Origin of the sequence: Bacillus sp. BF2-3, from assembly GCF_008368795.1 — a bacterium.
GTDB lineage: Bacteria > Bacillota > Bacilli > Bacillales > Bacillaceae_G > Bacillus_A > Bacillus_A cereus.
On the sequence record NZ_QOSA01000012.1, the window covers coordinates 62,677 to 84,751 of the forward strand.

Consider the following 22,075-nt stretch of genomic DNA (forward strand, 5'->3'; position numbering starts at 1 on the left):
CGTTTCTCCTCTTTCTTAAGCACTTATTTTATTATTTCAACTAATTCTTGTACTAAATTAGGATCTATTTCAGAAAAACATGATTTTCCTTCTCTTACCGCTGTACCGACATGCGCCTGCGTGATTCCAGTTTCATCTAGCAATCGCTTTATATTTTCTTTCGTCACGCCAGCTCCAGCTACAAGCTGAATTTGACCATCACTTACCTTTTGCATTTCTGTAAGCACCGGAATATTCTCTACTATATTTCCTTGTCCACCTGAAGTTAAAACGTGAGTCACTTTATGAAACTTCTTTAAAGTGCTCATCGCTTCTACTGGATTTTTTATATCATCTATCGCACGGTGGTACGTTACATTTATTCCATCTACAACAGATAGTAAATCCGCTAATTTCTCTTCATCCACTTCATTTCGTTCGTTTAATACGCCTAATACTACACCAGCTGCTCCTAACTTCTGTGCAACTATAATATCTTCTTTCATCATTTCAATTTCTTCTTCCGTATATGTAAAAGACTTCGCATGCGGACGAATCATAACATGAATTGGTATACTTACCACTTCTACCGCTTTTTTTATAAAAGCATAACTCGGTGTTAAACCACCTTCTGTATAAGATGAAATTAATTCAATCCGCTTCCCGCCAGCACTTTCAATTCGTTTTACATCTTCTAAACATGTTGCAATAACCTCTAGCATGAGATGACCTCTTTTCGTGCTTTTTTCTTATTATAACATTAGTAAAAATAAGAAGCCTAGCTTTCTCCTTTAAAACTTAAAAAAGAAGAATGAAAAGAAAGATTTTTTATTGGCAACGATTATTGGTAACATCCTATTATTCATGTACACTCCTACCATAATGAAAAAAGCCCTTCATTTTGACGGATTTTTCTAATTTCAAGCTTTTCTTTCCTCAGTTTTCAGATCAATGCCTAATTGATCTTCCAATAACTTTACACCTTTCTTTGTAAGATGGACAGCTCGGTTCTTATCCGTTTTCGTAATCCATCCCTGTTCAAAAAGCAGTTTTGCAATTGCAGACCCTAACCAACCAGAAATATGGTAACGCCGTTCACTCCAATCAAGGCAAGGTTTTGCAAATACCCTCCTTTTTGCATCTGCCTCATCAACATTTATTCCAAAATTCAGAAACCATTTCTTACCTTGTTCCGTTACAATGTATTCTCCATCCTCTAAAATTATAAATTGCCTATCTAGTAATTTTTCAGTTATCTCTACACCGAGTTTGCCTGCAAGATGATCATAACAAGTTCGAGCATAACGAATTTGTTTTAGTTGGCTTGATTGTTTTAAAGAGCGAACTTGAACTGTTGGTGCAATTGTCCCTAACTTTTCAAGCACTTCTGCAACTTCTTGATTAGCAAGTCGATAGTAACGATGTCTACCATGTTGTTCAACTGTAAGTAAATTCCCTTCTACTAATTTAGAAAGATGCGAACTAATTGTTGGATGTGACACTTTTGCCATATAAGCCAATTCACTAGCAGGTAGTGCCTGATTATTCATTAGACAATCTAAGATGATTGCTCTTGTAGGTTCAGCAATTAGTTTAGCTATATATGAGATATTCGGATATACATTCATATTTCGATGATACCCTAACTATTAAATTGATACAATTATTTTAAGTTTAATAGTAAAGGAGAATGTATTATGAATGCAATTGATCTTAGTATATTAAATTTAAAAGAAACGAGAAGGCGCTCAGAAAAATTATGGAATTCTCTTCCCGATAATTTTCTTAATTGGAAGCCTGATCCTGAGGCTATGTCCTTTGGTGAAATGATTCGTCACGTATGGAGCTCAACTTTTTACTATCATATGATTATAAAAAACAACGGTTCAATAAACGACATACGTACCCCGTATGATGACGAGCCAATTACTTGTGTAAAAAAAGAAATTGAATTGGCACAATCACACTTTACTGACTTCATAGAATATATTCAATCAATAAGCATAGCCGAGCTAGATTCAAGACTTATTGATCGAAGCGATGTTGGCTATCAACGATATTTAGGTGATATGCTATTACGAATTGCCTATCATGATGCGGTCCATGCGGGTCAATTTTTACAATATTTGCGAATGGTTAACTTGGAAAGACCTTTAATTTGGGATTAAATACGAAAAATGTTTATACAGCCTCCAAACTGGCATTACAATAAGAATTTTTCAACAAGAAACAATCACAACACCATGATAATCATTTATATTAAAAACCTACATCTCCATTAAGTACTTCATACACATAAAAAGCACGGGTTTGATTACTAATCAAACCCGTGCTTTCAAAACAACTATAATATCCATAAACAATAAAATGTAAACTTCAAAAATCACGACCGAAACGCCGCATCCGCCAGCATAGACAATGTTGCATCATCCATCGGTGGATTGTGTAATCCTGCTCTGACGTTTAAATAGTAACGATGGAGCGGATTTTTTTCTGATAAACTTTTTGCTCCTACGATGCGCATCGATTTATCCACTATAGATATCGCCGCATTTGTTACAGCATATTTCACAGCTGCTAATTCTGCTTGCAGTGATAGTTTATCTTCTGCCTCATCGTACTTTTTCGCAATTTGATATAAAAAGACACGAGCTTGCATAAGCTCAAGTTCTAACTCTCCAACTAATTTTCTAACATTCGGCAATAAACTAATAGAATGATTTAAACTATTTGGCTTGTATGATTCCGCAAATTGAACTGCATAATTTCTTGCTGATTGTGCAATTCCTAAATAACATGCTGGTATATGTAGCAACCAGCCAATACCCTTTTGTTTCACTTTCCCGCCTTTTACATCCGTAAAAAAGCGGTTGTCTATCTCTACATTTTGTAAGACAAGGTCGTGGCTAGCAGTCCCTCGCATTGCAACGCTATCCCACGTTTCTTCAATAGATACACCGAGTGTATTTCTTGGAATAACAAACTCACCAACTTCTTCACGGCCTTCCATACTTGCTGAAATAATAAAATAATCAAGTACTGGCGCCATCGTTGTAAAAGTTTTTCTTCCATTTATAACCCACTTCTCGCCTTGTTGAACCGCTATTGTTTCTGGTTTGCCGCCACGCGTCGGACTCCCTGTTTTCGGTTCTGTTGCTGCCCTGTTAAAGAGCGCACCATTACGTACTTCTTCGCAAAACCATTTGAACATCTCATCATTCCAAGAGCGATTTTCCGCTAGCTCCTTCACAATGCCAAGATGCCAGCCAATCGATAATGCAGTAGCTCCACAGCCTTCCGCGATTTTCTCTTGAAATAAAACGAAGTCATATAAAGAAATGGCACTACCACCAAATCCCTTCGGTAACGTTAATTTCGTATATCCGATATCTTTCAAATCATTTATATTTTCATACGGAAATGATCCTAATTCACTTAGCTGATGCTCCCTTTCCATGAACTTCGGAATCAATTTATTTATTTTCTCAATAATTAAAGACTGTTCTTCTGTTTCAACAAATGAGAGTGCCATACTATAATCTCCTTTATGCTCGATTCATAAACCGTTCATTTTGTCATTATGATTATATGAAGCTACCTCTCTATTGTTTCACTATTCCGATAAAAATACAATGTTTTTGACTAATAAGAAAAGTTCCTATTTAAGGATAGATCCTTTTCTTATATTAGTCCCCCTTCAATGCTTTTAACGGCAAAGAGGTTACATATCCAATATACGAGAATAATTCTTTAAAGAAGAATGGTATTTCTGTATCTAACGTTTTATATGCTGATGTCGGCGTTGGTGAAGCATACGCTTCAATATTAATATGTTTTGCGATTCTCATTGCGCGTTTCATATGAAGTGGATCACTTACAATCGTGTATGTTTGTATGCCGTTCTCTATTCCAACTTGCTTCGCATTTTTTAAATTTTCTTCAGTGAAAAGGGATTTAGTTTCAATTAAAATATCTTCCTCTTTTACACCTTGTTTCATTGCATATACTCTTGCAGTACGTGCTTCCTCAAGTTCTGCCTCGAACTTTGTACCACCTGTAAAAATAATCTTTTTAATATTTCCGTTCTTATATAAAGAAATCGCATGATTAATTCTTTCTTTAAATACAGGAGATGGTTTTCCGTTCCATGAAGCTGCTCCTAGTACGATACCAGCATCCGTTTTCACGTCATCATTTGCTTTAAAACGATAACTCCAAATATCGTAAGCTGCATAACTTACATATAAAATAGCAGAACAAATCATTAGTAAAAATACTTGAAAGATTCGTCTTTTCTTACTCTTCTTATTTTCTTTCATTTGTAATTGCCTCCGTACATCATCCATACTTCTATAAAAAACATTTATATCAAATCGTTTTGTTTGAGTTTATTTAAAAGAAGGAACTTTACTTGTTATTTATGTATAAAAGGGTTTTCATTTAAAATTGAGGATTATCAATTCATTTTCATTTGCGGTTTTCATTACATTTTTTAAATTCATAAGTTTATTACCATACAACTACATTGTAACGAATTTTTTCTCAGAAGGGAACGATGAAACAAAAGGAATTAAAATAAAGTAGCATTTTGTAAGAAAAAAGGTATATTTTTCATATCTCACGAACAATATACCTTTCAAAACACGAATTATAACTTTTCTTTATACAACTCTAATTTTTCTAACAATTTTTCTTTTACGCTTGGCCATTCACTCGAGATAATACTGTACACCACCGCATCTCTCACATAACCATTCGGTAATTTTCTTTCATTTCGAAGCACACCCTCTTTTACTGCGCCTAACCTTTCAATTGCTCGTTGTGCTTTTTCATTTCTTGCATCCGTCTTAATTTGCACTCTCAGCATATGCAATTTTTCAAAAGCATACTGAAGAAGCATATACTTACACTCTGTATTTATACTCGTACGTTGCACACTCGGATGATACCACGTTTGCCCTAACTCAACTGTCTTATCTTCTACTGAAATATTATATAAACGTGTACTTCCTACCATCTTATTCGACTGTTGATCTACGACTATGAAAGGTATTTGAGTACCTCTTCCGTAACCCTTTATCGCTTTTTGAACGTATTGTTGCATATCTTGCACACTATCCATTTTAGAGATTAAATACGCCCAAATATCCCGATTTCCTTCTACAATCGAAAACAAAGTTTCGACATCAGTATTATCCATTAACCGCAACTTTGCTCTTTCGTGAATAATTTCCATTTTTAAGCCCCCTTTGTTGTTACTATATCATAAGAACCAAAAACGTATTATAAGAATAAAAAAATATAAAGAAAAGAATTCTTTTCAAATATATTCTTCTCGTATAAGGTAGGAAGACTCATCAGTAACCATTAAAAAAAGAATTTTTTGATAATTTCCAATAAATTCTATATAATGATAAACGGGAGGGGATAAAAAATGCTAGATCAAATTACTTGGGGAACGCCAGGCAGCTTATTATGCTTAGGATTCTTTTTTGCGGGACTAGGAATCTTCTTAAGAAGCGTTACGTCATATACGAAAAATAAATAAGAATATCCCGCTTTTAAACAAAAGAAGCCCCCTTTTTACAGACGGCTTCTTTTGTTTAACTTTATCTTATTAAAACTTCAAAGCAACAAATAAGCAATCGGCGTAATAATAAGCAACGTTAAAATCGTTCTCTGCACATATAAAATAATGAGTTCAGATACTTTTAACGGAATATCTGTTGATAATATACAAGGAATGGAAGCGGAGAAAAACAAAATAGATGATACGGAAACAACTGCAATAACAAACTTTGTCACGAGTGGTGCACTTACTACTAATAATGACGGTAAAAACATTTCTGCAATGCCAACTGATGCGGCTTTAGCAGCTAAGTCTGCTTCTGGTAATTGTAATAGCCATGTAAACGGATAGAAAATATAACTGATCCAATCAAATATTGGCGTGAACTTCGCTAAGACGATACCAATTAATCCTACTGACATAATGGATGGTAAAATTCCCATTGTCATAATAAATCCGTCTTTTAAATTCATTGCAATATTTTTCATAATGCTCGGTGCAGACTTTGATACTTCTAACGCATCTTCCCAAGCACGTTCTAACATTTTCTCTTTATAAACAGGCTCTGGGAACCCTTCTTCTGTTACATATGTATCTGGTTTTCTACTAAGGGGTGGGATTCTTACGGTGATAGCAGTCACGATGAATGTTACAACAAGTGTAGTCCAAAAATAAACATTCCATAAATGCATAATATCTAAGGTTTTTGCGATGATGATCATAAATGTAGCGGATACTGTAGAAAATCCTGTAGCGATAATCGCCGCTTCTTTTGTCGTATACTTTCCTTCTTTATACACGCGATTCGTAATAAGGAGAGCAAGCGAATAACTTCCAACGAAAGACGCAACTGCATCGATTGCCGATCTCCCCGGCGTATTCCATAATGGCCTCATAATCGGACGACAAAATGTACCGATAAATTCAAGCAATCCATATCCGACTAATAACGCTAAAAACGCCGAGCCAATTGGAACGAGCAAACTTACTGATATGACTAGCTTCTCATATAAAAACGGTCCAACATCTGGCGCAAAGAACCAATCTGGTCCTACTTTTAAACAATATAATATGCCAAAAACAAAGCCAACTACTTTTAAAATAGAAAAACAAATATCTACGATAGATGCATTCCATTTCTTCGTATAAAATGGATAAATCGCACCAATTGCCATAACAAATAATGCATAATAAGGTACTATGCCAGGAACCGAAGCCCTAATCCACGATACGATATGATCAATCATAATAGACGATGCACCGTTTATCGTAACAGGAACGAAAAACATAAACACTCCAACGAGACTAGCAAGTATAAATCGAAGAATAATCCCCTTCTCTCGCCCTGTCTTAATTACATTACTCTTTAATTCAATTTCACCCAAAATTCGACACCTCCTATTATCTAAATATTCTGTATAATTATGTCTTATTCCTTCTTTCCGTTTCTACTATTTAATCATATGAAAAAACCTATTTTGAAATAGGCTTTTCTATTACCCTTTATAATCATCCACAATCACTTGAATGATACGATAAGATTCTCCTGCCACCTTCTCATTACTATCCCTATTTGCGTCATATGTAATTAACGCCTTCCAAAGTGCCCATCCTCTCGCTCTATTCCACGTTTCTTCATCCATGCGTAATACTTCTTTAAATACATTTCTACTATTTTCATCAAAAAACGTCCAAGCCATCGCTGCATCACAAGCAGGATCTCCTACACCTAAAATACCAAAATCAATTACAGCACAAAGCTTTCCATCTTTAACGAGTAAATTCCCTGGCGCTACATCTCCATGAACCCAAACTGGCTTACGATCCCATGTTGAACTAAGTGCTACATTCCAAAGGTGTTTTAATAATGCCTCGTCAAAAACATCCTTATTATTTTCAATAGCAACTCTCGCCTCTTCATCATATACAGATATAAGTCCGCCTCGGTAAAAATTATGTGTTCCAGCTAAAGGTCCGTTACTCGCATTAATAGATTGCAATTCTACTAAAAAAGATCCTAAGTCCGCCGCAAATTCATTTAAATCCCGAACGTTTTGTTTCGTAACTGTTTCTCCCTCTATCCACTTATTAATAGACCAAGGCAATGGATACGCTTCAGACGAATTTCCTTTCGCAAGTGGGGTAGAAATCAGTAAAGAAAGCCCCTTACTTAATATAGGAAGCCAACTATTTTCTTTCTCTACTTGCGGTGCATATGCCACATCACTTGGCAATCTTACGCTCATCTCATCCCCTAAGTGAAACGTCCTATTATCATGCCCACTAAACTTTACAGGTCTCACTTCTAAATGGGCCCATTCAGGAAACTGTTCCTGTATTAACTTTTCAACTAAACTTACGTTAATTGGATGCATTCACATTCTCCTTTTCTTTTGAAACTTACTAAGCCCATCCGTACTTCCAACATATTCAAAACTATTTTTCTTATAAAAATCATTCAACGTACGATTATGCCCCACGCAATCTAACTTCAAATATTCTTTATCACATTGCACATTCTCTTCTACCCACCGTAAAATCCATTCTCCTATTCCATTTCCCTTATACTTCCGTTTCACCGCAAATCTATGAATATATAATGAATTAGAAACTTCCTCTTTACCAAAAATATGTTCATCCCATTCATTTTGTTTAGGAGAAACTGTAACCGTACCAACTATTTCATCTTCTTTCAGAACAACATATGTATATTTCTCTCTTATACATTCTAGTATTTCAGCCGTAGCTTCCTCTCCTAAAAGATACTGCCACTGATCCACTTCTTTATATTGTAGCCACTGTGCTACCTCTTTTAATAAAAGGATAATACTATCACTTTCATTTTCAGTAGCAATTCGAATTGCATGTTCTTTACTTATATTTCTCTCCATATTGCCTTTCCCCTTTCAAATTGCTACCATACTGACAAACGCGTTCTACCGTCGTTTTCGTCTGTAACATATTTCACATAAAATCCTTGTTTCCGTGCGTTTTCATACATTAATTCAATCGCTTTTTGATCTTTCACATAAATTTGTATGTATTGAGCATCCACTGCTAATACGATTAGCTCACACTTACTTTCCTTAAACTCTTCATATGTTTCAATATCTATCGCTTTTTCTCCTTTAGGATATGCTTTTAAATCTGCAAAAATAAGATAATATATGTTGTCTTTAACTAACTTTTTCAACGCTAACCCTTCCACTACACTTGGTTCTTCTGGAAATAATGCCTCATCCAATTCACCACGTGCTATTAAGTAGGACTCCTCATCCCTCACTCGCCAATCAAATACAGTAATATCAATTGGCTTTAATACTTTCCAAAGTACATCGCTGTATTCATTTGGAATATCTACAAAAATCCCTCTTTTCATATGCTTGCTCCTAACTTATTCATTTTCGTTTCATACATTATATATCAAATGTAATTACTATATTTTGTCGATACATATGTACATCATAAAAAAACCGCTCCACGACTAGCGAAACGGTTTCCTTCTGCTTACATTTAAATATTTCATTCAATTGTTGGACTACGTTTTAAAATATTTTTTAATATATGCACCACATCATTCGTTCATTCTTAATGCTCACTTCGACTTTACAAAGTAATATAAAAACCATACTGCATGATTTTGTTCATCCGCAGCTATTCTCCGTAACAACTCTTTCAAATGTACATCCGATGTCTCATCTGAAATTTCCAAATAAAAATCTACTGTTTTTTGTTCATCTTGTATAGCGAACTCTAATCCTTGTAAATACGTATTTGGGCAGTCTTCAGTAATTTGTGGTTTTGGCTGCCTTCCAGTTAAGTTCGTATAAATTTGTACAAAGTTGTGGAAATGCTTTATTTCATCATTACGAATTTCAAGAATTTGTTTTTGTTCTACTTGATTTGGAGCCATATTCGCTAATTTTGCATAGCAGCTTATAGCGCTATACTCTCCATTTATAGCTTTTTCAATATCACTAATTAACTTATCATTCTGCCTATACCAATCATAATAATTCGAATTATACATCATATCCCCCCATACTTTCGCTTAACATTTTATGCATTTAGAAATAGTAGGAGCCTGTGTATTTAACGGGACGGCTTTAGAATGAAAGAAAAGTTTGAGAAAAGGGTCTATTTTGTAAAGGAATTGATTATGCATAAAATAATACTATTGTATACTGTTGCTATAAACTCTCGCGGGAGTTAGGAAAATAAATTCGCGAATCAACGATTGGTTCAACATGATGCAGTGCGAAGCTATTATGAGTTCAGTGACATAACTAGGAGGTTCCACTATGCCATCTTTATTTAAAACTATGGAGTTCCAGCTAAAAACCGAACGACTTGACCTGAGTATGTGGGAGGAATCCGATTCAGTTTGGATGAGAAAATTAATTGGCGAACGTGGTGTGGACATGCCGACCCTCGACTCCGTTCGTAACCGGCTTATTGAGATGCGCAAGAAGGCAGACGAAAATGGTATTTCCCTTCTCACTATTCGAAGGAGAGACGAAGGCGATTTCATTGGGTACTGTGGCTTAATTATCGGTCGTTCCACACTTGAAGAGCCGGAGATTGCATACGAGTTGTTCCGCAGCGCTCATGGTAAAGGTTATGCGACTGAGGCCGCATCTGTTGTACTGGACGCGGCGATTGCTACTGGGCGCCAAAGACTTTGGTCGACTGTAGGTGCTTGGAATATCGCTTCCCTCCGGGTACTAGAAAAGATAGGATTTAAGCGTCATCACAGTACGTGGGATGATGAACGTGGTGAGATTGTTTGGAACGTACGCGATCTTTAGAGATTTCGCCTTAATTCTAAACACTACACTTTTCAACAATCAGGCATTTACATTGAGAAAAAATCAAAAACAAGCCGTTTCACTAATTAGTGAAACGGCTTGTTTTTAAGCGTTCAATTCTGTTTTATGCCCTTTTACTACACTACGTTTGAGTGCAGTTGCTAATATAGTAACCATACTTACTATACCAATCCAAACGAGTACAATAACAGGTGTATTCCAGCTTAACCCTTTTCCGAAGAAGAAGATTTCTCTTAGGCCTTCAACCATAAATTTCATTGGTAACCATGAGTAAACCCAGTCTTGATAAAACGGAGACAACATCTCAGGTGCTAATGATAATAACGGTGCCCCGAAGAATAGTAATAAAGCGAATAAACCGATTCCTTTTAGCCCAACTAATGATAGTACTGCAGATATCATTAAGAAGAAACTAAAAGAAGTAATGGATAAGAATAGAGCTGTATCCGTGAAGTTCGAAATATTTAATCCTACCATCCCATCTGCAATCCATGTAAGACCAAACCCAATTACAAGTGTCGCAATAGCTCCTGTTACGATTTGTTTTACTTTTAACAGAAAGTTTTCTTTTCTTGATCTTACTGGCATTTTACTAATCGCAATAAAAATAATCGCTGCACTAGCTAAACTTGCAATCCATAACGGCTGGAACAATGATATTGGTGAATTACCGTTCGCACTATTTTTGCCGACCTCATTCACATTTTTCACGTTCTTTACAATAGGTGTTACTAATTTCGCAGCTTGATCTGTTGTTACAGTAGCTCCTTTTGCTTTCAGCCCTTCTAATATTTGCGTACGAACATTATTGTTCATATTATCAACGATCACCTGTAATATTTGCCCTGCCATAGTTGATGCAGCCGTATTCATTCCTTGATTAATATATATTTCTATCTCAGGTGAAGATGGCTGTGGCGTTCGTAACGACGCTTGTTTTGCGCTAAATTCTTTCGGGATGACTAATGCCGCGTAATACTCTTTATTGTTTAATCCCTTTTGAACGGCTTCTTTATTTTTTACTTCTACCCACTTCACTACGGGTTCTTCCTCTGATTTCGCTGTTTTTTTCATGTTATCAACGATCGTTTGCCCCATATTCATTTTCAGTTGATTTGGAATTTCTACACCTTGATCCTCATTTACAATTGCAATTGGTAAGTTTTTCGGCTTTGGTTGAACAGTTGGAAATAACGTTAATGAAAAAATAAAAACAACAAGTAGTGCAATAACTGGTGATAAAAATAAAAGTTTATTTTTAAACATTTTCTTTTCTCCTCCTTTAATTTGATCTATAATAACCAACAACGTGTTGTTTATTTATATTTTGAATTATATGTTCGAGTTGAACCTTATACAATAATCAAAAATCGTGAATGTGTTGGTTATAAGACACATTTTCCAAATGTGTTGAGTAAAATTAAGGAGGGATATGCTTTGCGCGATAATAATTTAGATTTGCGTGTTGTTCGTACGAAAACTGCCATACGAAATGCATTGGTGGAGCTAATTGAAGAAAAAGGTTTTGACTCCATTACAGTGAAAGATATTACAACGAAAGCAAACATTAATCGCGGTACTTTCTATGCGCACTATCAAGATAAATTTGATTTAATGACAAAATGCCAAGAAGACATTATGTACGAGTTTTCTAACATTGCTAAACAGAAATTCCCGGAAGTTATTGCTGACCTTGGATCAAATCCTTCTCCAACAATGCCATTTATACTTATCACTTCTATTCTTGAATTTCTAAATGAAAATAGTGATTTTATGAGAGCTGTACTAAGTCCGAAAGGAGATTTATCTTTCCAAACAAAACTGAAAGACTTTATGTGGAAAACATTATTTGAAGATACGAATGGTCCCCTCATTAATAAGGAGAATTTACTTGTTCCAAGCGAATATTTAACTTCTTATATGGCATCTGCACATATAGGTGTCATCCAACAATGGTTAAATAATGGACAAAAAGAAACACCTGAGGAGATTGCTCGCTTTTTATCAACAATCGCAGTTCATGGACCTTTTTATGCTGCTGGCTTAAAGAAATAAGCCCGCTTGCTTAGTAATTTCTATTATTTTATTAATAACTTGAAATTTATGTTTCTGTAAAAAAAGCTGTTGAAAGGACTCCCCTTCAACAGCTTCTACATTATTAACGATATAAACGAACTGCACCCGCAGAATTATCATCTGCTTGTCCAACTACTTCAAATTTCAATCCAAATTTCGGTAATTTACGTCCTGCATCTGGGATTAAATCATTTATATACAATTTAGAGTCATCAAACTTCGTTACACCTGGTAATCCTTTGTAATCATATGTTCCGCGTGTTGGAGATACCACTTTCCATGCTGGCGTTTGGTTAAGGGAGAACGCAGCATCTGCGATTTGGAATCGTGTACTATTTTTAACAGTTGGTTTGCCGTTTAGTGTTCCAACAATTGCCTCTGGGTGAGAGTCAACAACTCCTAAGAAACCTTCACCTGGATGTAAACCAACCCAATTATCTGTAAAGCTAGAGTCTGCATACCATACTAGCAGACCTGTATTATATGGTACACCACTGCTATATTTTAACGCTTGATCAGCACCAGCATAGTTTCTCCACTCTAAATAGTAGTTATGCTTCTTCTTATCAAAACCGTCTGCTACAACAAAACCATTTAATTTAAATTTCGTTTCACCTTCTGCATCATCAGAGAACACAACATTTCCATCTACAGTTAATGTAGCATTATCAAAAGTAAAACCGGTCGGCGCTAAACCACCATCTGTAATGTATTCGAATACTAATTTTACTTTTTGACCTTTGAATTTGCTTAAGTCATAAGACTTATCTACCCATTTACCATCTGTTGTGTCTAGACCACTTTTCACATTTTTTTCACCAATTCGATCCACTAACGTTTTCGTACCATCTTCTTTCACTGCATGTACTTCAAGGAAGTCATAATCCGTTTCAATTTCATACATTGATTTATAATCAAACCTCGCATTTGTTGCATTTGTTAAATCAAACACTGGCGTTTCTAATGTTGTATGAAGGTTATCACCTTTTGTACTATAGTAGTACTTCTTACCGAATGCAGGCTGAATACCTTTTACCTCTTTATCTGGTAAGTTAACACGAATCAGACCAGGACGATTTGATTTCGTTACACTTTGATCTAAATACGTCGCATAGCCAATACCACGATTTAATTTATTATAGTCAACCTCTACAATATTGGCCCAGTTTCCACCCATGTTCTTTTGAAAGAACTCTTTGTTTTGCGGAGAGAAACTCGGTGGCGTTGTTCCTGCAATTTTACCAGCCCAGCTACCGCCACTCATAACAGACCAGGAGTTAATTGGCTCACCTGCTCCTGTGTACTTCGTATCATACTCATCTGGAAGACCTAAATCATGACCAAATTCATGTGCGAATACACCAACCGCTCCGTCTTCTGGCTCAATTGTGTAGTCGTATGCTGCCATCTTACCGCCCCAGTTATCAACTTTTGCTTTTGTTCCTTCAATTGGATATGGTGTTCCAAGGTGCCAACGATGTGACCAAATTGCATCATCACCTAGTCTACCACCGCCCCCATCTTGCCCAACTCCAGCGTGAATAACCATTAAGTGATCAATCAGACCATCTGGTTCATTTTTATTGCCATCACCATTATTGTCATATTGATCGTATTCGTCAAATTCAGATAAATCAATACCACTTTCTACAGCCGCATTTAATGCCTCTTTTACAAAATCACGAGGTCCTTTTGGTCCCATATTATCATGACCGCCATCTCCTGCATCTGCGCCATAATCTGCCGCATTACCAGGAACTGTCAACCACTTTGTTACTGTGCCATCTACTGTATAACTACCACCAGATTGCTCTTCATAATATTGTTTAAATGTTGGTACTTTTGAACCATCAAAGAGTGTAAATGGCTCATTACCAAATAACATTTTTTGATAATGTTCTGGATTAAAATCATTTGAATACATATAACCTGGTACTTGATCAATATTGTTATGCTTAAAGTCCGCAAACTCTACTAGCAATACGAGAACTTTATCTTTACGAACATCGCCGTTATATTGTTTTTGCTTCGCTGAAGTAGTTGGTACTTGGCCGTTTAATCCCCCTTTAACCGGCTCTTGTCCCGCTACTGGACCACTAGCAGGTTGATCTGCTTTTTCTTTCTCATCTGCTTTTGCATCTTTAACTTTTTTCAAAAAGTCAGCCGCTTCTCTCGTAACACTATCCCCCGCTGCTGGTTCTTTTCCCGCATTTTCTCCTTTTTTCTTCTCTACGTATTTTTCAACAGCTTTTAATGTGTCTTCTTTCGACGTAGATTCATTAATTACACCGCGTTTCTTGAGCGCATCTGCTAAACGCTCCTCTTGAATTAAATTTTCATCAATCGGACTTAAAGTTCCTCCATTAGACGGCGTTGCCGCATAAACAGATTGACCCCCATACCCAAATGTGCAACTAAGCACAGCTGCCGCCGCAAGCGTAGACAGCACTTTAAAAGGTTTTTTCTTCATCCCTATTCCTCCCCAATATTAAATACGATACAACGTTTATATATTACGGAAAATTCAGAAAATTATCAATGTATTGTCTGAATTTGTAATATTTTTGAAAAAATCCTTTGTTTTAGATGAACATACATTCTGATTCATCAATATTTCAGAAAATATTGATGAAAGTTGATAAAACTATTAAAATCATAAAGAAATCGTCCACTATATTTAGTGGACGATTTCTTTATTTATCTAAAATACAACTACAACACTTCAATATATCCTTCTGTTCCATGTACCCGAATTCGTTGCCCGTCTTTTATTAGTTTCGTAGCGTTCTCTACTCCAACAACTGCTGGCAGGCCATATTCACGTGCAATCACTGCTCCGTGCGTCATAAGCCCGCCGACTTCAGTGACTAACCCTTTTATAGAAACAAACAAAGGTGTCCACCCAGGATCGGTAAATGCCGTAACTAATATATTTCCATCTTCCAAATTCGCGTCTTCCATGTTTAAAATAACGCGTGCTCTCCCCTCAACCACTCCAGAAGAAACAGGCAAACCTACAATTGCTTCAGCCGGGAGATTTTCGCGTTTGTACTTACCTGTAATGATTTCTCCATCAGACGTGATAACACGCGGAGGTGTTAGTTTTTCATATAATTTGTACGCATTTTTTTGTTTATGAATAATCTTGTAATCTAGTTTATTTGTGCGGACGACTTCGTGAAGTTCTTCAAAAGTTAGATAGTATATATCTTCTATTTCATCCAGAACATTATTTTGCACAAGTTTCTCTGCTTCTTTCAGTAATGCCTGCTTATATATGAAATAACGATGAATCATGCCGTATTTCGGATATTCACGATAACCGATGAAATTGCGGATGTTACGAATCATTCTCTTCGTCTCTTCTACTTTTTGTTCCCCATCCGGCAAGTGCTGCAATCGCTCTAACAACTCTTTTTCTTTTTTCAAAGCTTCCTGCAGCCCTTCTTCAAACTTCCGCTTACTAGCACCATATTCAAAGTCTCTTATATGATTTAAAATCATCGGTATAATTGTAGCTGGCTGTTCACTCCAGCGCGTTTTCGTAATGTCGATTTCTCCGCTGCATCTCATTCCATATTTATTTAGAAAAGCATCGATTGCATCCCGAACTTTTTCCCCGCCTTTAAACTGAATTAATTCATCTAAAAAGCTGTCATCTTCTACATGCTGTAAATACGCAATGACTTCCGGATACGGCCGAATCACATCTGCCACATCCAATAACGCTAGCCCCATTTCTGACGTAATATTATGTTGTACAGATTGTGAAAGTACATCTGCTGCATTCTTTTCCCCTAACCATTGTTCCATCTTTTCATTAATCCATGATGAAGCATTCATACCTGCCATAATGATAGCTATACTTTGCGAGTTAAATAATACTTTCTTTAATTGCTGAATGTCTTCTAAAATAAAATCAAGTACATCCACCCCTGATTTCGTTTGCATGTTTCGTTTTAACTCTTCTATTGATGATTCACTATTCTTTATTAAATTCGTAACGATTTCCGGATCGTTTTCAGGTTGTGGTTGCGAACTTGCAGGTGGCACTTTTTTACTAAGATCCTTTTCTTTTTCATCATCCGATAACAATTCAATAAAATTCTCTCGCTCAATTACAGTCGTTAATGCATCTCGTATGAGCGGATCCGATTTACCTAAAGTGTTTATTAAGTAATCTCTGCTAGCAGGTGAAGCTAGTCTTTGCGTAGCATCAACAAATAGTCTTCCTCCGGCTTTACACATAGGTGCACTAGTCGTTAACAGGAAAAAAGATAAACCTAATGGTTTCATCGCATCGGTCATCATTTGTTGGTGACCAACTGATATATACACGTGATTTTCCCCATCATTTACTTCTGGAATTGGATATAAAGTCGTAATCGGTCTGCTTTGGACTATATAAATTGTATCATCAACTAAGCACCATTCAATATCTTGCGGACAACCAAAATAAGCTTCGATTTGTCTTCCGATGCGTGCTAGTTGTAAAATCTGTTGCTCAGTAAGTGTTTGAAATTTTTGCTGATTAGGAGCAATTTTCTTTCTCTCTGTTCCGCCTTCTTTTCGTCCATAGATGGCTAATTTTTTCGTTGCGATGACCTTTTCGACGATTTCGTCTTCTTTTACCTTATAATTATCGGCAGAAACCAATCCAGATACTAGCGCCTCGCCAAGTCCAAAGCTGGCATCGATTGACAACACCTTCCTATTCGAAGTAATCGGATCCGCAGTAAATAAAATCCCTGAAGCCTCAGGGAAAACCATTTTTTGAATGACAACACATATAGAAACTTGATTATGATCAAAACCGTTTTGCATTCGGTATATAACCGCCCGATCTGTAAACAAAGAAGCCCAGCATTTTTTAATATGCTGCAAAATGTTTTCTTTTCCAATAATATTTAAATACGTATCTTGTTGACCAGCAAACGAGGCATACGGTAAATCTTCAGCAGTAGCACTCGAACGCACTGCATATGCATGTTCATCGCCAAAGTGCGAGAGATAATGAGCTACTGATTCCACTACATCAACTGGAATTTCCACCGCCATAATGACTTCTCTAATCTGCTTACTAATTTCACCAATTCGATCTCGTTCCTCAATTTTTAGCATTGCTAATTGATTCAATAAAGTTTGAAACGCTCCATTTTTTCCGATGGCCTGTTCATACCCTACCGTTGTAACACAAAATCCTTCTGGCACTTGTATCCCTTGAATATTGGATAACTCCCCTAAATTCAATCCTTTTCCACCAACGAGAAAAAGCTGCGTTTTTTCTATTTCCTGAAAATCGAGAACGAAAGAACTCATTTGGCACCTCTCCTTACTATTCATGTGTTCTTGATTGTAACAGTAGTAAATGAGAAGAAACAGTCTATTTCGAACGTAAATTACATGATATAATTAAGTTAGGAAGAGATCATCACTTCTATTTCCCCTCTAATTCACTTCAATTACATCACCAAACTTAAACATTCTTTTATTATGAAAAGCAATCATTAGACATAATGGATTTCTATCGAACTTTGTTATGTCTTTTTTATATAAATCCATATTGTAATATCTTTATAAATCTTTTATTAAGCCATAAATTCGCCTCAAGAATAGTAGAATCTGTGACTTTAAAAGCAATATTTTTTGTTTGCACTTTATATAAATTGATATGAATCCCTCTTAATTCTAGGACTAAATTATTGTTTTTTAATCCCGCATTAATTCTTTTCTCAAATTCGCCAAAATGAATTTTCAAGATTAGGGAACTATAATGTCGTATTAAAATATATTAAGGGGGAGAAAAATTGGACAATGAAATGAATTATGGAAGTGATTACAAGTTTATTCCAGCAACTTCAATTGAAAGTGGTCACGGCATCGAAGTATTGCCTGATTTATTTTGTTACACGATTCAAATCGTCAATATATGCTTTGTTGGAAATCCTAAGACCAATGATTTTGTTTTAGTTGATGCTGGAATGCCTAAATGTGCAAATGAAATTATCTCTATCGCTGAGGATCGATTTGGTACCAATAGTCGCCCAAAAGTAATTATTTTAACTCACGGCCATTTTGATCATGTTGGGGGAATAATTGAACTCATCAAGCATTGGGATGTTCCCGTCTATGCACATCAAATGGAGCTACCGTTCCTGACCGGACAACAAAGCTATCCAGAACCAGACCCTACAGTTGAAGGTGGTATGGTAGCGAAAATGTCTCCTCTGTTCCCAAACGAACCAATTGACTTAGGAAATAATGTGAAAGCGCTACCTACCGATGGAACTGTTCCCCATATGCCAGAGTTTAGATGGATTCATACACCAGGACATACTCCAGGGCATATTTCATTATTCCGAGAAAAAGACCGAACTTTAATTGCTGGGGACGCTTTTGTTACAGTGAAACAGGAGTATCTATATAAAGTCATAACTCAAGAACAGGAAATAAGCGGTCCGCCTCGCTATTTAACAACAAACTGGAAAGCCGCTAAAGAGTCAGTTCTTAAGCTAGAAAAGTTAAAGCCTCTAACCGCTGTTACTGGACATGGAATACCGATGTCGGGTGAATTGCTATCAACAAGCCTCAAAACACTCGTTCAAGAATTTGATAAAATTGCTGTACCTGATTACGGAAAATATATAGATAAAAAGATGCATTAAACGCGGAAATACTTTGTTTATTTTTATATTAATGAATCAAAGTATAATGCAAAATCATCCTTTAAAAGCTTTTAAACTTAATCTGTTAAAAAACTGAATGTAGGCAATATCTATATTCTAAGAATAGCACTACTCTTTTGGAATAAAAATTGAAATTTCGCAAACACTATATATAATAAAGTCTGCTTCTTACCCAGGCTTTATTTCTTGCCATTAAAGAGCAGTCATAATCAATAACTGCTCTTTTTAATTTTTTAGTATAAGCTCAATTTTTTTGTTCATACTATACTTAACCCATGAGATAGTTATACTCCTTAATTTCATGGATGTAAATTTCTCACTGCAGTTAGCTTTTGCTAACTGCTTTTTTATTTATAGAACAATTACATAAAATTTGTTTTTGAAAATAGAATTATAAGTAGATTGTTATTGAGGGGAGAATCTTAATTATGAAAAACAATATACATGTTTATGTAGGATTGATTTCATCTATAAGTATCTTTTTACTTTCGCTATTATTTCTATATTTTAATCCGTATAGCGATCAACTATCTAATAAAGACTTTTTCATCACGGTTCTTTTCATGTTATTACTCCCCTCTTTTTGGGCGTTCATTTCAATAGTTAAAAGAGAAAATATTTTGATTTTAATTTGCAGTATTTGGTTATTACCTGGAGGAATCTATTTCGGAATATCTACAATTCCAAGTGTTTGGAATTTATATATTTTATTTCTACTTTTTTATTTTTTGTTTGTTTTTCAAATGAAAACTAAACAAAGTTAATTCAAAATGAATGACTCTCCTGTTTAAAACATGTACAAACATCCGTTATAGCTTGTACTAAAAATTCTAGTTCAAGAGATTCCCGATAACAACTTTTTTTACCAATAATCACCACATATTATACAAACATCTACTTCTATTTAAAAAATAATTCTCTAACAAGTTCTTAAATATAGATTCTCGTATTCTAAAACAGCCTTTGTATAATTTCTTAAATATTTTAGAATGAATTTATATTAGTAGAATTTAATCAATTTATTAACAATGGAAATTACCATTTAGTCTTAACTATTCGACCTATATATAAACTATAGTTTTTCTCTAAAGATAATTTCCATATCTTCATTTTAATATTGCATTTGTATCGCCTTTTGCACATTCTGCACATCATTTTTTAATAGCTGCTTTAAATCATAAGCTGGATAGTAACCACGTTCATACATAAAATTAAAAACCTGTGCGTGTAATTGTATAGCACCATTTATTTGACGGGTTAAAACTTCTCTAAGTCGCGGTGTTGCAGTTTCAGTAATCGCTATTGCATAATTTCGAACAGATGTCTTTGCTAACCCAAGCAAATCTCCAGCGTAAAATCCAGTGTCATCACGATGTTGCGATTGAAATCCAGGAGCATATGGATAAAACTGTACTAACTCTTGTAAATTGTTTTGTATAGCATTTATAGCTTTAATATATAACGATTGAAGTGCTTGATCTGGTACATTTCTAACTGATTTTTTTAATTTAATTAAACCATTCGCTTGGAATGCTACTAATTCATGTAAATCCAATGTTTCATGCCAAGCTAATTGATTAGGATAAGACATAGATGTTCCTCCTTAATATGCATTCATTCTACATTATGCAAAAAAATTCAAAAAGGGCCTATACTATATGAATTCATTTCAACCTAATTTATCATTTCTTTCCATTCTTCTATGTTAATCACAATAAAATAGACCTAATTCCTCTTCCCTACTTTTTTATATCCTTAATTTTGATTTTCAAAATGACTTCTTCGCCTTTACAATCTATAAATTTAATTTTTTCTTCTTTAAAAATCCACATCATAATACATCCTTTCTTATTTCGTTATAAACCATACTAGTTAGAAAATATAAATGTGAACATTGTACCTACATATTTTTTCAAATTTTATAGTTACTTAAATTTATACATTATTAGATATTAAAGTAACTCGTTGCAGGGGTTACCCATTAAATTATTTCATTTTAATAAATCGAAAAATAATTATTCTTGCTGTGTTAGTCACCCATTCCTAAGTAATTAATAGGCTATATATTATGACTTAGGAGGGATAAAAAGATGACTATACTTTATGATAAAGACTCTTTACAAAAAATTTTTACTACCCTTCCACATTGGCAACAAGAAGCTTTTCGTTCTTTCAAATTGAAAATGACAGATAAAAATAAACCTTTCCCTTGTATACCAGCCCAACACGGTTTTACAGCCAATCACCTCAGATACGGATTCATTGGTGATCCTAGAGATATGAGTACTAGTGCGGATTTTGCTGCATTACTTAAAGAATATACTGAATGTTCTAGAGAAACAGGTCAATATGCCTCATTTATTGTTTTTATTCATACACCAATAGATTTAGAGCGAGAAACTACAGTTGAAGATTTTGAACATATTTATTGGTCTCTCCTTAATACAACTAGCCGTTTGGACGAGATGGAATGGCCTACACACATTCCAAATGACCCTATGGAAAACACTTGGGAATTTTGCTTTCATAATGAATCATATTTCGTTTACTGCGCTACACCCGCCCATGTCAATAGACAAAGTAGACATTTTTCATGTATGATGCTCGCTTTAACCCCTAGATGGGTTTTACAGGGGATTATGAGCTCTGAGAAACGCAGTAGAAAACTAAAAAACTTAATACGTCAACGTCTAGCCGCTTATGATAAAGCTCCTATTCATCCTTCTCTCAAAGATTATGGTCAAAAAGATAATTATGAATGGCAGCAATATTTTTTACGTGATGATGAGACAATTCCATCAAAGTGTCCATTTTCTCGAATAATAAAATACTTGCATAAAAATAAATAATCCCCTCTGCTTTTTATTATTTAGTTGTACAAACTTTAACCACTGAATAGATTTAATATAGATCAAATTTAGTGGGAGGAGCATGTT

19 protein-coding genes are annotated in these 22,075 nt (G+C 35.2%); 5 read left to right on the forward strand and 14 right to left on the reverse strand.

Translation table 11 applies throughout. The features are described 5' to 3' along the window. Positions 1-23: 23 nt before the first annotated feature. The gene (locus DN401_RS11545) at positions 24-701 is read right to left on the reverse strand and encodes a copper homeostasis protein CutC (protein WP_000895119.1); all 678 of its coding nucleotides are present in this window, start codon (positions 699-701) and stop codon (positions 24-26) included. 198 nt (positions 702-899) lie between these two features. Beyond that, positions 900-1,607, reverse strand: coding sequence for an ArsR/SmtB family transcription factor (locus DN401_RS11550; RefSeq protein ID WP_149287677.1), 708 nt, complete (start codon positions 1,605-1,607; stop codon positions 900-902). A gap of 69 nt (positions 1,608-1,676) precedes the next feature. Between DN401_RS11550 and DN401_RS11555 the strand changes: the two genes are divergently transcribed. Then, positions 1,677-2,147: a DinB family protein gene (locus tag DN401_RS11555; RefSeq protein ID WP_086388310.1), complete on the forward strand. Its 471-nt coding sequence runs from the start codon at positions 1,677-1,679 to the stop codon at positions 2,145-2,147. Between the two features lie 215 nt (positions 2,148-2,362). On the opposite strand, the gene DN401_RS11560 is transcribed toward DN401_RS11555, so the two are convergent. The 8 genes from DN401_RS11560 to DN401_RS11595 form a co-directional block, all read right to left on the reverse strand. Continuing rightward, the gene (locus DN401_RS11560; RefSeq protein WP_086388311.1) at positions 2,363-3,511 is read right to left on the reverse strand and encodes an acyl-CoA dehydrogenase family protein; all 1,149 of its coding nucleotides are present in this window, start codon (positions 3,509-3,511) and stop codon (positions 2,363-2,365) included. Between the two features lie 154 nt (positions 3,512-3,665). Beyond that, positions 3,666-4,298, reverse strand: coding sequence for a YdcF family protein (locus DN401_RS11565; RefSeq protein WP_000662215.1), 633 nt, complete (start codon positions 4,296-4,298; stop codon positions 3,666-3,668). Positions 4,299-4,627: 329 nt separating this feature from the next. Beyond that, positions 4,628-5,215 (reverse strand): GNAT family N-acetyltransferase, encoded by a 588-nt coding sequence (locus tag DN401_RS11570; RefSeq protein ID WP_149287678.1) that lies wholly within the window; start codon positions 5,213-5,215, stop codon positions 4,628-4,630. Positions 5,216-5,604: 389 nt separating this feature from the next. Further along, a complete protein-coding gene (locus tag DN401_RS11575; protein WP_149215628.1) occupies positions 5,605-6,933 on the reverse strand; it encodes a YjiH family protein in 1,329 nt (442 codons plus the stop codon). A 111-nt stretch (positions 6,934-7,044) separates the two neighbouring features. After that, on the reverse strand, positions 7,045-7,923 hold the full coding sequence (locus tag DN401_RS11580) for an aminoglycoside phosphotransferase family protein (protein ID WP_149287679.1): 879 nt from the start codon (positions 7,921-7,923) through the stop codon (positions 7,045-7,047). Beyond that, positions 7,924-8,439 (reverse strand): GNAT family N-acetyltransferase, encoded by a 516-nt coding sequence (locus tag DN401_RS11585; RefSeq protein WP_000440744.1) that lies wholly within the window; start codon positions 8,437-8,439, stop codon positions 7,924-7,926. A 23-nt stretch (positions 8,440-8,462) separates the two neighbouring features. Next, a complete protein-coding gene (locus DN401_RS11590) occupies positions 8,463-8,927 on the reverse strand; it encodes a DUF2691 family protein (RefSeq protein ID WP_149287680.1) in 465 nt (154 codons plus the stop codon). A 216-nt stretch (positions 8,928-9,143) separates the two neighbouring features. After that, entirely contained in the window at positions 9,144-9,578 is a 435-nt protein-coding gene (locus DN401_RS11595) for a ferritin-like domain-containing protein (protein WP_000282831.1), read from the reverse strand. 271 nt (positions 9,579-9,849) lie between these two features. On the opposite strand from DN401_RS11595, the gene DN401_RS11600 reads away from it, so the two are divergent. After that, positions 9,850-10,356 (forward strand): GNAT family N-acetyltransferase, encoded by a 507-nt coding sequence (locus DN401_RS11600; RefSeq protein ID WP_001139531.1) that lies wholly within the window; start codon positions 9,850-9,852, stop codon positions 10,354-10,356. Positions 10,357-10,461: 105 nt separating this feature from the next. On the opposite strand, the gene DN401_RS11605 is transcribed toward DN401_RS11600, so the two are convergent. Next, entirely contained in the window at positions 10,462-11,643 is a 1,182-nt protein-coding gene (locus DN401_RS11605) for a YhgE/Pip domain-containing protein (RefSeq protein WP_149287681.1), read from the reverse strand. Between the two features lie 171 nt (positions 11,644-11,814). Here DN401_RS11605 and DN401_RS11610 point away from each other — a divergent pair, with 171 nt between their 5' ends. Next, positions 11,815-12,432 carry a TetR/AcrR family transcriptional regulator gene (locus DN401_RS11610; RefSeq protein ID WP_304521032.1) on the forward strand — a complete coding sequence of 206 codons (618 nt, stop codon included), beginning with the start codon at positions 11,815-11,817 and terminating at the stop codon, positions 12,430-12,432. Positions 12,433-12,535: 103 nt separating this feature from the next. Here the strand turns inward: DN401_RS11610 and DN401_RS11615 are convergent, their stop codons facing one another. Both DN401_RS11615 and ppsA read right to left on the reverse strand, forming a co-directional pair. Beyond that, complete coding sequence (locus tag DN401_RS11615; protein ID WP_149287683.1) at positions 12,536-14,923, reverse strand: immune inhibitor A domain-containing protein; 2,388 nt, start codon at positions 14,921-14,923, stop codon at positions 12,536-12,538. 242 nt (positions 14,924-15,165) lie between these two features. Further along, positions 15,166-17,772, reverse strand: coding sequence for a phosphoenolpyruvate synthase (gene ppsA, locus DN401_RS11620; protein WP_149287684.1), 2,607 nt, complete (start codon positions 17,770-17,772; stop codon positions 15,166-15,168). Between the two features lie 488 nt (positions 17,773-18,260). Between ppsA and DN401_RS11625 the strand changes: the two genes are divergently transcribed. Further along, positions 18,261-19,118 carry an MBL fold metallo-hydrolase gene (locus tag DN401_RS11625; RefSeq protein WP_149215625.1) on the forward strand — a complete coding sequence of 286 codons (858 nt, stop codon included), beginning with the start codon at positions 18,261-18,263 and terminating at the stop codon, positions 19,116-19,118. A 1,132-nt stretch (positions 19,119-20,250) separates the two neighbouring features. Here DN401_RS11625 and cotF read toward each other — a convergent pair. Further along, positions 20,251-20,730 (reverse strand): spore coat protein CotF, encoded by a 480-nt coding sequence (gene cotF / locus DN401_RS11635; RefSeq protein ID WP_065484273.1) that lies wholly within the window; start codon positions 20,728-20,730, stop codon positions 20,251-20,253. Between the two features lie 499 nt (positions 20,731-21,229). On the opposite strand from cotF, the gene DN401_RS11640 reads away from it, so the two are divergent. After that, a complete protein-coding gene (locus DN401_RS11640) occupies positions 21,230-21,988 on the forward strand; it encodes a YqcI/YcgG family protein (protein ID WP_006920793.1) in 759 nt (252 codons plus the stop codon). The last annotated feature ends 87 nt before the right edge of the window (positions 21,989-22,075 follow it).

Coding starts and splice junctions, on each gene's coding strand:
- DN401_RS11590 (WP_149287680.1), bottom strand. CDS start 8,927: ATGAAAAGAGGGATTTTTGTAGATATTCCAAATGAATACAGCGATGTA.
- DN401_RS11580 (WP_149287679.1), bottom strand. CDS start 7,923: ATGCATCCAATTAACGTAAGTTTAGTTGAAAAGTTAATACAGGAACAG.
- DN401_RS11565 (WP_000662215.1), bottom strand. CDS start 4,298: ATGAAAGAAAATAAGAAGAGTAAGAAAAGACGAATCTTTCAAGTATTT.
- DN401_RS11560 (WP_086388311.1), bottom strand. CDS start 3,511: ATGGCACTCTCATTTGTTGAAACAGAAGAACAGTCTTTAATTATTGAG.
- DN401_RS11550 (WP_149287677.1), bottom strand. CDS start 1,607: ATGAATGTATATCCGAATATCTCATATATAGCTAAACTAATTGCTGAA.
- DN401_RS11570 (WP_149287678.1), bottom strand. CDS start 5,215: ATGGAAATTATTCACGAAAGAGCAAAGTTGCGGTTAATGGATAATACT.
- ppsA (WP_149287684.1), bottom strand. CDS start 17,772: ATGAGTTCTTTCGTTCTCGATTTTCAGGAAATAGAAAAAACGCAGCTT.
- DN401_RS11555 (WP_086388310.1), top strand. CDS start 1,677: ATGAATGCAATTGATCTTAGTATATTAAATTTAAAAGAAACGAGAAGG.
- cotF (WP_065484273.1), bottom strand. CDS start 20,730: ATGTCTTATCCTAATCAATTAGCTTGGCATGAAACATTGGATTTACAT.
- DN401_RS11640 (WP_006920793.1), top strand. CDS start 21,230: ATGACTATACTTTATGATAAAGACTCTTTACAAAAAATTTTTACTACC.
- DN401_RS11545 (WP_000895119.1), bottom strand. CDS start 701: ATGCTAGAGGTTATTGCAACATGTTTAGAAGATGTAAAACGAATTGAA.
- DN401_RS11595 (WP_000282831.1), bottom strand. CDS start 9,578: ATGTATAATTCGAATTATTATGATTGGTATAGGCAGAATGATAAGTTA.
- DN401_RS11615 (WP_149287683.1), bottom strand. CDS start 14,923: ATGAAGAAAAAACCTTTTAAAGTGCTGTCTACGCTTGCGGCGGCAGCT.
- DN401_RS11605 (WP_149287681.1), bottom strand. CDS start 11,643: ATGTTTAAAAATAAACTTTTATTTTTATCACCAGTTATTGCACTACTT.
- DN401_RS11600 (WP_001139531.1), top strand. CDS start 9,850: ATGCCATCTTTATTTAAAACTATGGAGTTCCAGCTAAAAACCGAACGA.
- DN401_RS11585 (WP_000440744.1), bottom strand. CDS start 8,439: ATGGAGAGAAATATAAGTAAAGAACATGCAATTCGAATTGCTACTGAA.